The sequence below is a fragment of the Arthrobacter sp. zg-Y769 genome (genome assembly GCF_020907405.1).
Taxonomy (GTDB): Bacteria; Actinomycetota; Actinomycetes; order Actinomycetales; family Micrococcaceae; genus Arthrobacter_B.
Window position 1 is genome coordinate 303981 of sequence record NZ_JAJJOE010000004.1, and the last position, 12729, is coordinate 316709.

At 67.8% G+C, this 12729-nt stretch carries 9 protein-coding genes; 3 read left to right on the forward strand and 6 right to left on the reverse strand.

Annotated elements, in window-relative coordinates; all coding sequences use genetic code 11:
- Positions 1–4: 4 nt before the first annotated feature.
- From LOC60_RS03650 to LOC60_RS03660, 3 genes are all read right to left on the reverse strand, one after another.
- The gene (locus LOC60_RS03650) at positions 5–1018 is read right to left on the reverse strand and encodes an ABC transporter substrate-binding protein (protein ID WP_230022136.1); all 1014 of its coding nucleotides are present in this window, start codon (positions 1016–1018) and stop codon (positions 5–7) included.
- 231 nt (positions 1019–1249) lie between these two features.
- Positions 1250–3412: a 4-alpha-glucanotransferase gene (gene malQ, locus LOC60_RS03655; RefSeq protein ID WP_230022138.1), complete on the reverse strand. Its 2163-nt coding sequence runs from the start codon at positions 3410–3412 to the stop codon at positions 1250–1252.
- Between the two features lie 63 nt (positions 3413–3475).
- A complete protein-coding gene (locus tag LOC60_RS03660) occupies positions 3476–3802 on the reverse strand; it encodes a DUF6221 family protein (RefSeq protein WP_230022140.1) in 327 nt (108 codons plus the stop codon).
- A gap of 112 nt (positions 3803–3914) precedes the next feature.
- Between LOC60_RS03660 and LOC60_RS03665 the strand changes: the two genes are divergently transcribed.
- Positions 3915–4148, forward strand: a complete 234-nt coding sequence (locus tag LOC60_RS03665; protein ID WP_230022142.1) for a hypothetical protein — start codon at positions 3915–3917, stop codon at positions 4146–4148.
- Positions 4149–4169: 21 nt separating this feature from the next.
- Here the strand turns inward: LOC60_RS03665 and LOC60_RS03670 are convergent, their stop codons facing one another.
- Positions 4170–4934 carry an SDR family NAD(P)-dependent oxidoreductase gene (locus LOC60_RS03670; RefSeq protein WP_230022144.1) on the reverse strand — a complete coding sequence of 255 codons (765 nt, stop codon included), beginning with the start codon at positions 4932–4934 and terminating at the stop codon, positions 4170–4172.
- A 152-nt stretch (positions 4935–5086) separates the two neighbouring features.
- Between LOC60_RS03670 and LOC60_RS03675 the strand changes: the two genes are divergently transcribed.
- The gene (locus LOC60_RS03675; protein ID WP_331460772.1) at positions 5087–6748 is read left to right on the forward strand and encodes an AMP-binding protein; all 1662 of its coding nucleotides are present in this window, start codon (positions 5087–5089) and stop codon (positions 6746–6748) included.
- Here LOC60_RS03675 and LOC60_RS03680 read toward each other — a convergent pair.
- Positions 6745–10209: a bifunctional proline dehydrogenase/L-glutamate gamma-semialdehyde dehydrogenase gene (locus LOC60_RS03680; RefSeq protein WP_230022145.1), complete on the reverse strand. Its 3465-nt coding sequence runs from the start codon at positions 10207–10209 to the stop codon at positions 6745–6747. The genes LOC60_RS03675 and LOC60_RS03680 overlap by 4 nt on opposite strands.
- 138 nt (positions 10210–10347) lie before the next feature.
- Between LOC60_RS03680 and LOC60_RS03685 the strand changes: the two genes are divergently transcribed.
- A complete protein-coding gene (locus LOC60_RS03685; RefSeq protein ID WP_230022147.1) occupies positions 10348–11277 on the forward strand; it encodes a LysR substrate-binding domain-containing protein in 930 nt (309 codons plus the stop codon).
- 263 nt (positions 11278–11540) lie between these two features.
- Here LOC60_RS03685 and LOC60_RS03690 read toward each other — a convergent pair whose 3' ends face one another.
- Complete coding sequence (locus LOC60_RS03690) at positions 11541–12368, reverse strand: hypothetical protein (RefSeq protein ID WP_230022149.1); 828 nt, start codon at positions 12366–12368, stop codon at positions 11541–11543.
- Positions 12369–12729: the final 361 nt, after the last annotated feature.

Here is a 12729-nt window from a genome sequence, read left to right on the forward strand (position 1 = left end):
GGCGCTACTGCACCGTCATGGCATCGACGTCCGGTTCCTTTGCCACAAACTCGTACTTCAGCATGAGGGCGCCCAAGTCATCCAGCTCGTCGCTTCGAAGGTCGCCGTCGAACTCCTCCATCCTCAGGTTCTCGGCGACTGCCGCGTCCATCCCCATGAACGCCGGAAGGGTGGCGCGGACGTCGTCGACGTTGGCCTGCGCAGAGGTGAGCGTTTCGGTGACGGCCTCCTTGAACGCCGTGACGGTCTCCTCATTTTCCTCCGCATACCGGCCGGAGGTAAACGTGACCATCGTGGGCATCCCGGGGATCGCTTCCTGGTTCGGATAGCCGACCAGCACGTAGTCGGGATTGGCCAGGGCGCGGCTCAGGAATGGCTCAGGCAGCCAGACCGCGTCCGTATTGCCTCGCTCGAGCGCGGCTTCCATATCCTGGAACGGCAGCTCGTTGAAGTTGATCTGCTCGGGATCGGCGCCGGCCATGGCGGCGCTTTCCATGATGGTGAGATCGCCCTGGGTGTTGACCGCGTTGACGGTGGTGGTTTTGCCTTCCAGATCGGCGAAGGACGTGATCCCGGAGTCCGCGCGGGCCACCACACCGTTGATGTCGTCGTCTTCGGCGAGGGAATTGGAGTATCCGGACACGATCTTCATATCCAGGCCCTTGTCCTTGGCCACCATGACCGACAGCGGGTTACCCACCGCAAAGTGGATGTCGCCGGTGGAGACTGCGGGCAGCATGGCTGCCCCGCCGGTGCCGCGCTGGAGCTCGATCTCCAGCCCGTGCTTCTCGAAAATGCCTTCATCTATGCCGTACTGCATGGCCGAGGACGGCGCGATGGACAACACCCCCACCACTACCTGCTGAAGTTCACCGCTGCCGGAGCTTTCGCTGCCCGACGGCGACGACTCGGCGTCGGATCCGGAGGTCGAACCGCCGGAGCAGCCGGTCAGTGCCAGTGCCAGCAGAACTCCGCCCGTGGCAGCGGTGGACAGTTTCCTGGTGATTGTGTTCCTCATGACCTACCTCTTCATTGTGGTGGTAAGAGTGGTGCCGCCCGTGACGGCGGCTTGCTCCATGTCACCCCGGATGGTTGAGAGAGTCAACAGTATTGGTTCCGGCCGGCAGGCCTTGGGTCGCGCACAAAAAAACGGTGCGGCGGTCCGCACAGCAGACCACCGCACCGGCGCTTGATCCTCGACCGCCGCAACGCCCGAAGGCGCGGGCGGGGCCGGGGGCGGGGTACAGCCCTAGATCCCCTTCTGCATCAGGGCGGCCAGCGACCGGAACCTTTCGTTCTGCTCCAGGTCGTCCAGCAGCACCGCCTCGCCGTCGGGACCGCTGAGCGGGATCCGCCAGTTCGGATACTCGTCCGCGGTCCCCGGCTGGTTCTGGGTCTTTTTCTCGCCCACCAGGTCGGCCAGTGCCACGCCGAGAAGCACCGAGGGGGTCTGCAGGATGAATTCGTGCAGCGCCTCCACGGTCCGCTGCACTTCCTCGCCGTGCATCCGGCCCGCCACCTGGTCAGAGGCGGACTTAGGCAGCAGCCCGCGCTGCCGGAGCGCATCCAGGACGGCTTCCTGCGCCTCGCTGTCCGCCTTCCGCTCTTCCTCCACCGGCCGGTTGAGCAGGCCGAGGGACTCGCGCAGGTTCACGTGTTCTCCGGCCAGGTAGCCTGCGGTCGGCGGGAGGTCATGGGTGTTGACGCTGGTCAGTGCGCCCACCCGGTATTCCCCGGGATCGCGGGGGCCGTCCTCGGTCTGCTCGAACCACAGGATGGAGGTGCCCAGCACACCGCGCTCCCCGAGGTACTCCTGGACCCACGGCTCAAACACGCCCAGGTCCTCGCCGATGACGACGGCGCCGGCCCGCTGGGCCTCCAGCGCCAGGATGCCGATCATCGCCTCGTGGTCGTAGTAGACGTACGCGCCCTCGCCCGGCGACGCGGCGTCCTGCGGGATCCACCAGAGCCGGAAGAGGCCCAGGATGTGGTCCACCCGGATGCCGCCGGCATGCCGGAGGATGGTGCGGATCATGTCCCGGTAGGCAGCGTAGCCGGACTCGGCCAGCCGTCCGGGGTGCCACGGCGGCTGGCTCCAGTCCTGGCCGCGCTGGTTGAACATGTCCGGCGGAGCGCCCACGGAGATGCCGGAGGTCAGCACGTCGCGGAGCATCCAGGCATCGGCACCGCTGGGGTGCACGCCCACGGCAAGGTCATGGATGACACCGATCCCCATGCCCGCCTTCCTGGCCGCCAACTGCACGGCCTCGAGCTGCTCGTCGCAGATCCACTGCAGCCACTTGAAGAAGTCGATCCGTTCCTGCAGCCGCGGCAGCTGCCGGATGACATAGTCGCTGTCCGGCCCGGTGGCCTCGGCCCACTCCGGAGCGCCGGGGGCCAGTTCCTCGGCCAGGGCGCACCAGCGGGCGAAGTTCTCCAGGCCCTCCCCGGCGTCGGCCTTGAAGGCGTCGAACTGCTTCTGCCGGCTCGGGCTGCGCTCCACTTGGTAGACGTCCTGCAGCACCCGCAGCTTGGCGGCATAGCTGGCGTCGCGGTCCAGTTCCGCCGCGGAGGTATTGGCCGGGTACAGGGAACGGCCCGCCTCCTCGGCGGCCTGCCGCTGTCCATCGGTCAGGTACGCGTATTCGGGCACGGCCTCCACCCGGATGTACAGGGGGTTGAAGAACCGCCGGGTGGTGGGCAGGTACGGGGACGGTTCAATCGGCGGAACCGGTTCCGCGGCGTGCAGCGGGTTGATCAGGACAAACCCGGCGTCGTAATCAGTGCCGGCGACGGCGGCAAGGTCCGCCAGGTCGGTCAGGTCACCGATCCCCCAGGACCGGGAGGAACGGACCGAGTAAAGCTGGGCCTGCACGCCCCAGGACCGGCTGGCCTCCAGCGCGTCCGCAGTGTCGAGCCGGTCCGGGGTGACCACCAGCACGGCGCTGGAGGAGGCGTCGCCGCTTGTCACTTCCAGCCGGTGCCAGCCCAGTTCCAGCCCTTCAGGCAGGGGAACCAGGGTGCGGGCCACGGCGGCGCCGTCCACTTCCCGTTCCTCTTCGGGCGTGGACGGCCAGTCGAGTTCCAGCTCCGAGCCGTCTTCCAGCCGGAGGGTCAGCTGCGCGGTGCTGCCCGGCGGCAGATGGACCGGAATGCTCCCGGGCTTGCCCTGGCGGACGACGGCGGTGGGCGGCAGCGGCCGCTTCCAGGCGGCGGTCCTGGACTCCTCGAGGGACCGCTCCAGGTCTTCTTCCGATTCGACGGCCAGGCCCAGGGCAGACAGGACGCTGCGCAGGGTGGAGTCGGAAACCTGCTGTTCGGAACCGTCCCATCCGGTGAAAGTGGTGGCTACCTTGTGAAAGTCGGCAAGCTGGCGGAGAAGATCCGGTGGGGGTGTTGGCTTTTCACTCATAAAACCAATCTATGGCCCGCAGGCAGCGGAACGCATCTTCAGCGTCGGGGAGCGGCCGCAGCGCTAGGGGCGTTCCTGCGTCAGCCGCCAGTTGTCCTGGAAATCCGGGTGGTCCTCGTGCACCGCAGCGAGGGCGGAGAGTGCCAGCCGCGTCCATTCCAGTTCCTCGCGGAACGGGAGATCGTCGTCCGGATCCACCACCATGCGCGACAGGGCATGGCGGCGGGCGCCCCCGATGATCTCGATGAGCATAAGCTTCGTTTCGCATTCCTTCAGCAGCCGCTCTTCGTACCAGCGGTCTGAGAGCGAAACGTCGGAGGATGCGAGTAGTTTGCGGGCCTCGGAGATGTCTTCCTGGAAACGGGTGACCAGGAAATCGACGATATCCATGGCCGAATCCTACCCGGCGCCCTGCCCGCCGGTCAGGGGTCCATGCGCGAACGGGAATATTTAATGGCCATGCGCTGGTTAGTGTAAGTATCAACTAAACAGGAGATGCCTTTTGCCGGTAGCTAATGCCCACTCCCACCAGACGACGACGCATGCCAGGCGCGTGCGCAGCATCCGTTCCCTCCGCCGCGGAGACATTGTTGAAGCCCGCAGCGGCGGCACCACCTATTTCCGCGGTGAAGTCCAGGACACCGCACCCGGCCTGTCCACAGTGTGGATCCGCGACGAGTCCACCGGTCTGCGGACCGCGGCCAGCATGGACGATTTCACCCTCTGGAAAGAGTAGTTCCCCCGCTCCCGCTTCGGATCAACGGTCGATCAGGGCGCCGGCACTGATGTTCAGTGTCGCCGCAGTCATGCTGGCCGCCCGGTCCGAGGCCGCGAAGGCCGCTGCGTAGCCGACGTCGTCCAGGGTGGCGGCGCGGCCCAGCATGGTGGATTTAGTTATGGCGTCGGCGATTTCGCCGGCGCCTTCCATGTTTTCCGGCAGGGTTTCCGGAATCCCGCCGCTGCGCAGGGTCAGCACCCGGATTCCGTAGGCGCCCAGTTCGCTGGACAGCTGGCGGCGCATGGCCTCCATCGCTTCAAACGCCGTCAGCAGTCCGCCCAGGAACACACCCGGCACCGGGTCGCCCGAGCCGCCGAACACCAGGACCACCCCGGAACGCTGCCGCATCATGTGCCGTGCGGCAGCCTGCGAGGTCAGGAAAAACGCCTGGACGGCGGTGGAGACCGGACGCAGATAGTCCTCCACCGCCATTTCGACCATGGGTGTTCCCTGCGCGTCGCCGTGCTGGATCACGTTCATGGAGATGTCCAGGCTGCCGGCGGCGGCCACCACGTCGTCGGCATGTTGGTTCACCGCCCGCTCATTGGTGGCATCCAGCAGGGCCGTTTCCACCGTTCCGCCGGCATGCCGGATCCGATCCGCCACGGCTTCGAGCGGCTCCGGCGTGCGGCCGGCGAGGAATACCCTCGCCCCTTCCCGAGAAAAGGCCTCCGCCACGGCCCCGCCGATGCCTCCACCGCCGCCGTAAATCACCGCGTTCTTCCCAATCAGCAGCTGCTCCATGGTCCCGCCTCCCGGTTAGCCTGCCTGCCCTGCCGGTCCCGGCCCGGCCCCGGCCCGACGGCTTTCGATCCCCATCATGGGCCGCTGCCCGGTGAGGACACAATGTCCCCGGCTCGCCGACGTCGGCCTAGCATGGAGACTACGGTCGCGAAGTGACCCACGGCACATCTGATGGAACGGAGCCGCACAAGATGTTCAATGCCCTCACTATCCAGGAACCGGTGGCGCCTGCCGCACTGCTGTGCGACCGGCATCCCGTCGACGCTGTTGCCTTCACCGTCATCGAGCAGGACCTTTCCGCCACCGACCTCACCTACGGTGAACTGCGGGAGGGCTCCGAGCGGGCAGCAGCGGCATTCGCCCGGCTGGGTGTGCGCCGGGGAGACCGCGTGGCCACCCTGATGGGCAAGAGCGGCGACCTCGTGACGGTGCTGCTGGGTCTGTGGCGGCTGGGGGCGGTCCATGTGCCGCTGTTCACCGCGTTTGCCACGCCTGCCATTTCCGTACGCCTGTCCTCCAGCGGAGCCCGGCTGGTGGTGGCCGATGGAAACCAGCTGGACAAGGTCCTGCCCCTGGTCCCGGAGCTGGGCCTGACGGTCCTCGCCGCCGGGCCGGATGCCGCGGATGCGGCGGGCGCTGAAGGCCCAGACTGGACGCAGCTGCTCGCTGCGGAGCAGCCCGGCATGCCGGCGGCCGTCCTGGACCCGGAGGACCTGCTCGTGGAAATCTTCACCTCGGGCACCACGGGCGCACCGAAGGGGGTGCCGGTGCCGGTGAAGGCGCTTGAGGCGTTTACCGCCTACTTCCACTACGGACTGGATGTGCAGGCGGAGGACGTGTTCTGGAATGCGGCCGATCCGGGCTGGGCCTACGGCCTGTACTACGGGATCCTCGCCCCGCTGGCGGCAGGACGCCGGAACCTTCTGCTGCGCGGCAGTTTCAGCGCGAAGCTGTGCTGGCAGGTACTGGAGCGCTTCGGCGTCACGAACTTCGCGGCCGCGCCCACCATCTTCCGCTCGCTTCGCGCCGAGGCGCCCGACGGCGTCGGCCCCCTGGCGCTGCAGCGTGCCTCCAGTGCGGGCGAGCCCCTGGACGCGGAAACCATCGGCTGGGCCACCCGCTGCCTGGGCACCCCCGTGCGGGACCATTACGGGCAGACGGAAATGGGGATGTGCATTGTGAACGGCTGGGAGGAATCGGTGTCCCGGGAGATCCGGCCCGGCTCAATGGGGCATGCCCTGCCCGGCTACCGCACCGAAGTCCTGGCACTGGAAGAGGACTCCGCGGCCGCACCGGGAGAGAAGGGGCGGGTGGCCATTGATGTTCCGGCCAGCCCGCTGATGTGGTTCAGCGGGTACACGGACAATCCGGAGAAAACCGCGGAGCGCTACAGCAGCGACGGCCGCTGGTATTACACCGGCGACACCGGCTCGCGCGATGCCGACGGCTACACCTATTTCTCCGCCCGGGATGACGATGTGATCATCATGGCCGGCTACCGGATCGGCCCGTTCGAGGTTGAATCCGTCCTGGCCACGCACCCCGAGGTGGCCGAGAGCGCCGTGATCGGCGTGCCGGACGAGCTGCGCGGGGAACGGCTCGAGGCGTACGTGGTGCTCCGCTCCGGCGAGGGCTCCCCCGAGCTGGCGGCGGAACTGCAGCAGCTGGTGAAGACCCAGTATGCGGCCCATGCGTATCCGCGGGCCGTGCACTTTGTGGATGAGCTGCCGAAAACGCCGAGCGGGAAGCTGCAGCGTTTCCTGCTGCGTGCCTCCCGCCCGGCGTCGGAATCCGAACCCCCGGTGAATGCCTAGATCAGCGCGTCCGAAAGGAAGTTCGGCGTTCCGAAGCGGTGCGCGGTGATGCTGACGGCCTGCTCGTGCAGGAACGGCAGCAGCTCCAGGCGGCCGGATTCGGTGACGGGCTGGGCGTAGACGGCAATATCCGGGCTGCCGCCGGTGGCCTCGGCCAGGGCCGGGACGGATCCGCCGATCAGCCGGACCCGCCCGGAGGCCAGCGAGGCAGCCGAGGCCAGCCACGCGGCGTCGTCCTGAACCCGGAACTGAAGTCCGAGCTCCGTCAGGACGGCGCGCAGGCCGGCGGGGAGGTCGACGGCGGCGGACACGGTGACAGTCGATCCCGCGGTCAGCGCTGCGGCGAGGACCCGGACCAGCAAGGCTGCGGGCTGTCCCTCCGAGAGGCGGACGGTGACGGGAACGGGCACGTACCGGAACACGTTGCGCTCGGCGGACAGGGCGGACACGTCCTTGGCGGTGCCGAATTCGCCGTTCCAGGCCCGCGCGTCGCTGTTCGCGGCACGGCGGAGGAAGGCGGCGTCGTCGGCGGTGAAGACGGAGCCTGCCGATTCCGCCGCGGCCACCAGCCGTGCAGCCGGGGCTGCGGCGGGCAGTTCAACGGCTGCCTCGGAGTTGCCGTTCACGGCTTCCCAGTTTCCCAGGCCGATCAGGTAGTTCGGGCCGCCGGCCTTGGTGCCCGCGCCGACGGCGGACTTCTTCCAGCCGCCGAAGGACTGGCGGCGGACGATCGCGCCGGTGATGCCGCGGTTCACGTACAGGTTGCCCGCCTGAATGCGGTTCAGCCAGACGTCCATTTCCGCCGGTTCGAGGGAATGCAGCCCGGCGGTCAGGCCGTAGTCGATGTCATTGGCCATGTCGATGGCCTCTTCGAGGGTGGCTGCGGTCATAACGCCCAGGATCGGGCCGAAGTATTCCGTGAGGTGGTATTCCGAGCCGCGGCGGACACCGGTGCGGATGCCCGGGCTCCACAGCCGGCCGCTGTCGTCGAGCTGTTCGGGCTGCAGCAGCCAGGTTTCCCCTTCGCCGAGTTCGGTGAGGCCCCGAAGCAACTTGCCGGCGGCGGGTTCGATAACCGGACCCATCTGCGTGGTGGGATCCTCGGGGTAGCCGACCTTCAGCGACTGCACGGCATCCACGAGCTGGTTCCGGAAGCGCGGCGACTTCGCCACCGAGCCGACGAGGATCACGAGCGACGCGGCGGAGCACTTCTGCCCGGCGTGGCCGAAGGCGGAGGCGGCGACGTCGCGGGCGGCGAGGTCGAAGTCTGCGCTGGGCGTGACGATCACGGTGTTTTTGCCCGAGGTTTCGGCCAGCAGCGGCAGGTCGGAGCGGAAGGAGCGGAACAGTTCGGCGGTTTCGTAGCCGCCGGTCAGGATTACCCGGTCCACGGCCGGGTTGGAAATCAGCTGGCGGCCGAGTTCCTTTTCACCCAGCTGGACGAGCTGCAGGACGTCGCGGGGGACGCCGGCTTCCCAGAGCGCTTCCACCATAACCGCGCCGCTGCGGGCGGACTGGCGGGCGGGCTTGATAACGACGGCGGACCCGGCGGCCAGCGCGGCGAGGGTCGAACCGGCGGGAATGGCGACCGGGAAGTTCCACGGCGGGGTGACCACGGTCAGGCGGGACGGGACGAAGCGGGCGCCCTCCACGGTGTCGAGTTCGCGGGCGAGCTCGGCGTAAAAGTGCGCAAAGTCGATGGCCTCGGACACTTCCGGGTCCGACTGGTCCAGGGTCTTGCCGGTCTCGGCGGCCATAACCTCCATCAGGTCGGCACGGCGCGCCTCAAGGACTTCGCCGGCCCGGTGCAGGACCTCGGCGCGGTCGGCACCGCTGAGCGCGCCCCACGCCTTGCCCTTGGTGACGGCGGTGTTGATGACGGCGTCGAGCTCCGCCTCGTTTCGAACGGCAGCCGCTGCGACGGCGGCCTTGCCCAGTTCGGAACCGGGGACGCGGGCGAGGATGCCCCGGCCCCAGGCCTGGTTGGCCGGCAGCGACGGGTCGCTGTCCGGGGTGTTGTCGAAGCTGTCCGTGGCAGCGGCCGCGGCGGGGCGGTTACGGTCCTGCACGCGGTGCGGGGCGGGCACGGAGGTGTCCAGGTTCTCCAGCGAGGCCAGGAAGCGCAGCTTTTCACGTTCGAATAGCACCTCGTTGTCGGCCAGTTCAAACACGGCGGACATAAAGTTCTCCGAGCTGGCGCCTTCCTCCAGCCGGCGGATCAGGTAGGCGATGGCGACGTCGAACTCCGCCGGGTGCACCACCGGGGTGTAGAGCAGCAGGCTGCCGACGTCGCGGCGCACCACCTCGGCCTGGCCGGCTGCCATGCCCAGCAGCATTTCGAATTCGATGCCGTCCCGCACCCCGCGTTCCCCGGCCAGCAGCCAGGCGAACGCGACGTCGAACAGGTTGTGTCCGGCAACGCCGATCCGCACGTTCTTAATGCGGTCCGGGTGCAGGGCGTAGTTGATGACGCGCTTGTAGTTGGTGTCGCTGTCCGCCTTGGTGTGCCAGGTGGCCAGCGGCCAGCCGTGCAGGGAGGCTTCCACCTGTTCCATGGGCAGGTTGGCGCCCTTGACCACGCGGACCTTGATGGCGGCGCCGCCGTCGGCGCGGCGCTTGGCGGCGAATTCCTGCAGCCGCATCATGGCCGAGAGGGCGTCCGGGAGGTAGGCCTGGAGCACGATGCCGGCTTCCAGATCCCGGAATTCGGACTGCGAGAGGATTCCGGTGAAGACCGCCATGGTCATCTCCAGGTCCTTGTATTCCTCCATGTCCAGGTTGATGAACTTCTTCACCGGGGACTGTGCGGCACGGCGGAAGAGCGGGGTCAGGGACTCAATGACGTGCTGCACGGCTTCGTTGAACGCCCACGGGGAGTGCGGGGCCACGGTGGAGGAAACCTTGATGGAGACGTAGTCGACGTCGTCGCGGGCCAGGAGGGTGTGGGTGCCTTCCAGCCGGCGGGCGGCCTCGTGCTGGCCCAGGACGGCCTCGCCGAGGAGGTTCATGTTCAGCCGGGTGTTGTCCTTGCGGATACCGGCAATGGCCTTGCCAAGCTTGGCGTCGGTGGCGTCCACGATCAGGTGGCCAACCATTTCGCGCAGCACCTTGCGGGCGGCCGGAATGACCACCTGCGGGACCGCGGGGCCCAGGATGCCGCCGGCGCGCACTGCCGCACGCATGTACCAGGGCAGGAACCCGGGCACGCGGGGGGCCAGGGCGGCGAGGTTGCGGGCGGCGACGCGGATGTCTTCGGGACGTACGACGCCGTCGACGAAGCCCACGGTGAAGGCGAGGCCGTCCGGGTCCTTCAGGACACCGGCCAGCTGGGCGGCGGAGGCGTCCACGGGGACGGCTGCGGCCTCGGTCAGCCAGCGGCGGACGAGGGCTACGGACTGCTCGGCCAGCTCGGCGCTGGGGGCGGCGTCGGCGGTGGCGCGGTCCTCAAAGGTATCGGTCATGAGTTGGTGCTCTTTTCACAAGTGGTTATCCCCCCGGGGTACTGACCCAGTATCCGCCTGTTGTTCAATTAGATAAAGCGAACATTTCCGACCGGTACAGGTCGGCTTTCCTTAACAATCCGAGAGGTCTGCCCCCCCATGCTCGATATCCGCCGTCTGCGGCTGCTGCGGGAACTCAAGGTCAGGGGCACGCTGGCGTCCGTCGCGACCGCCCTGAATTTCAGCCCGTCCTCGGTGTCGCAGCAGCTGGCCCTGCTGGAAAAAGAGGTGGGGGTTCCGCTCCTGCGCAAAACCGGACGCCGGGTCACGCTCACGCCGCAGGCCGAAATCCTGGTGGACCATGCCGCGGGGATCCTGGACGCCATGGAACGGGCCGAAGCCGACCTGGCCGAGTCCCTGACCACCGTGACGGGAACGGTGCGAGTGGCTGTCTTCCAGTCCGCGGCACTGGCCCTGATGCCGGATGCCCTCACCATTCTGGGACGGGACTATCCCGAAGTGCGGATCGAGATGACCCAGCGCGAACCCGAAACCGCCCTATATGAAACCTGGGCGCGGGATTTCGACCTGGTGATCGCCGAACAGTACCCTGGGCATGCCGCGCCCCGGTATCCCGGGCTGGACCGCGTGCAGCTGACGACCGATGCCATCCATCTGGCGGTTCCCGGCGGGGAGCCGGGCGGCGGGACGGTTCCCGGCGGGGAGCCGGGCGGCGGGGAGATCCGCTCGCTGGCGGATACCGCTTCCCGCGCCTGGGTGATGGAGCCCCGCGGCGCAGCCTCGCGGCACTGGGCCGAACAGGCGTGCCGGCGTGCCGGGTTCGAGCCGGATGTCCGCTACGAAACGGCGGACCTGCAGGCGCAGATCCGGCTGATCGAGTCCGGGAACGCCGTCGGCCTGATGCCGGAACTGGTGTGGACCGGGCGGACGCCCACGGTGCGGCTGCTGGCTTTGCCGGGCAGGCCGCGCCGAACCATTTTCACGTCGGCCCGGGAGGCCGGAAGCCAGCGCCCGGCCATTCTCGCGTGCCGGGAAGTCCTCGAGCGGACGGCCCGTCTGGTGGCGTAGGTGCTGCTCTGTGCCGGTGTTCCTCGGTGGGATTCTGCTGCCGGTCGGGGATTCTGCTGCCGGTCGGGGAGTCTGCTGCCGGTCGGGGAAATCCCTCCGCTGCGCCGTGGCAGCGTTTTCCCAAACCGGCAGCGTTTTCCCAGATCGGAGGGTTTGCAGAAGCTTCCGGGCGCAGAATCCCAGCCGGGGGCTGTTGATGTTCTTGCTGCGACCCCTCCCCCCTCCTTCGGGGAAGCCCCGCGGCGAAGGTTGGCCAGAGCCGTCTACTGCGGTTCCTCAGCGCCGGGGTTCACTCCGGACCAGCTGGCAGCGCCCCCGGAACCGGGAAAGACGGTTGCCTTCATGGCCCGGTCCCCGGCCACGCCGCCCGGAACGTAGTAGGCCGACAGATCAGGAACGTTGGGGTCATACGGCGCATAAAGTCCCGGCGCCAGTGCAACCATCAGCCTGTCAACGAGCCTGCCGTCGAACCACGCGGCCACCCGATAGTCCACCGAGGCGGCGTTCACGACCAGTGGGTAGCCCGGGAACGCGGCGCTGGCCTCGCCCGCCTTAGACGGGTCAGGAGCAGCGGGTGCGGCCCCGGCGTCGCCAACGGTGGCCTCATAGGGCGCGCACTGGGCGAGGATCTCCGAAACGGCGTTTCTCCAGGCATAGATATCGAATATCGGGGCGGCACCGGAGCCCTCGGTCAGCGGTATGACGCTTCCAATCGGTGCTGACAACTCCTTGAGCATGGTGTCCACGTCCTCCGGGGCACTGTCGGCAATGCCGTGGACTTCCGTGTAAAGCGCGCTTGCGCCCGTACCGTCGGAGCCCTCGAAGCCGAAGGTTGAACCGTTGTCTTTCACAAAGTAGATGGCCCGGTAAAGGGGGCCGTTGCCGTCGGTCCCGAGGAGCTTGCGGCAGGTTTGCTCTGCCGAGTCCAGAGCTACCGTTTCGGCGGTTGAGCCGGCAGGGGCCGGGGCGGATGGATTCGCGGTAGTGGAAGCGGAGGCAGGGGCGGAGGCCGCTACAGGCTCCGTTGCTTCGGAGCTACAGCCGGTGACGAGCAGCAGGGCAAGGGCCGGAATGGCGGCTGTTTTTCGCATGGTTCCCCCGGGAAACGTAGACAGTTGCCCTAACCTAGCACCTGCACCGGATCAACGAGGCTTCCGGTGCCGCTGCTTTTCCGGCGAGCGCCCGGGCTACTCGGAGCCGCTGCTTTTCCTCGAGTGTCCGGGCTACCCGGTGCCGCTGCTTTTCCGGCGAGCGCCCGGGCTACTCGGTGCCTCTGCTTTTCCTCGGTGGAATTCTGTGCCGGTTTGGGAAATCCCTTCGCTGCCATTTTGGGATTCTGCTGCCGGTTTGGGAAATCCCTCCGCTGCGCAGTGGCAGCGTTTTCCCAAACCGGCAGTTTTTTCCCATAGGAGGGTTTTGCAGAAGCTTCCGGGCGCGGAATCCCCAGCCGGT